The sequence below is a fragment of the Planktothricoides sp. SR001 genome (assembly GCF_001276715.1).
Lineage (GTDB): Bacteria > Cyanobacteriota > Cyanobacteriia > Cyanobacteriales > Laspinemataceae > Planktothricoides > Planktothricoides raciborskii.
In genome coordinates, this window is the sequence record NZ_LIUQ01000155.1 from 1 (window position 1) to 1,241 (window position 1,241).

Annotated in this window: 2 protein-coding genes; one reads left to right on the forward strand and one right to left on the reverse strand. The window is 42.9% G+C overall.

All coding sequences use genetic code 11. The features are described 5' to 3' along the window. On the forward strand, positions 1–246 hold a 246-nt coding region (locus AM228_RS34730; RefSeq protein WP_054470501.1), incomplete at its 5' end, for a hypothetical protein. Positions 247–466: 220 nt separating this feature from the next. Here AM228_RS34730 and AM228_RS34735 read toward each other — a convergent pair. After that, a partial coding sequence (locus AM228_RS34735) for a patatin-like phospholipase family protein (protein ID WP_054470503.1) occupies positions 467–1,241 on the reverse strand: 775 nt, incomplete at its 5' end.

Genomic DNA, 1,241 nt, shown 5'->3' on the forward strand with positions numbered 1-1,241 from the left:
TGCCAAATGGCTAAATGCGATCCCGGAGACACTCCAGAAAATTCCCCAGTTCGGCGGTTAATCACCGCCCCCAGTGTTGTGGTTCCCACCTCTAATAGTGACTATAAGAGTATGGGATTTAGCAAGCTGGTGAAACGGGATGAGGGAGTGTATGAAAACGTCACGGCCACTGACAATGAAAGTAAAGTTGTCAGACCAGGCGATCGCAAAACTTATCCTGATTTTCACAAGAAAATTAGTGATTAAATCAGCGATTTAAATGCATCAAGTAAAAAATAGGTGGCAGGATTTACAGTGAAAACCTTCCACCTATTTTTGATTTTAGATTAAATCTCTCAAGGTCGATCGATGGTCATCGCCGCCGATCCCTAGGCACTAGGTAATCACAAGTGATTTGTGATTCTCAGGATTGGCGATCTCTTCTCTGAAATAACCGAATCATCCCCTGATTTATAACCCAAAAAACTTACACAGGAACTGCTGTGTCCATCTTAAGTTGAACTAAGAACTGTTCCGCTTGTTTTTCCCCATCAGCCATCAACTTATCAATAAATGACCGAGAGCGACTCAGCTTAGAAGCATAGTCTAAGGACTGACAGAGATCGGGACTCATATCAATCCAACGAATTTTCACGGGGCGATACTTTTGTTGAACTTCTTCATTAAACATTCCTTGTCGGTGCCATTCATTGACCAATTCAATAAATCGCACTTCTTGGTAGAGAGAAAGGTTGCCCGCGAGTTCGTTGCGTCGATCTAGAATTTCTTCGGCGGTTTTTGGAGTATCGTTCCGAGTTTTTGGATTAATTTGAATAATCCAGAGTTCATCAGGACGTTGATCCAAAACATCGGCGACTAATTCTCGAACCGGCGGATTTTGAGAAAATAGTCCATCCCAGTAGATTCCTTGCACGGCTTTGAAGACATTCGGAATCGCCGCAGAAGCCAGAATCGCGTCAACGGTAATTTCCCCGCGACGAGAGTTAAAGTCTTTAAACTCACCCGCCAGGATATCACAAGCGCCTAGAACTAAGACGGGGCTGTTCGGCTCAATAATCTCGTTGATTTCCTGAAAAGGAATAAATTCTTCCAGAAGGGCTTTGAAATCAAAATATTCTTTTCTGGGAGACAAAGCCGTCATTAAATTGACAATCCAATCGGTGTTGTAGGGATTGGCTGGCACTTGAGGGATGATTCCTTTATCTTGCAAGTTAATCAGTTGAATCGTCCAATCATTAATC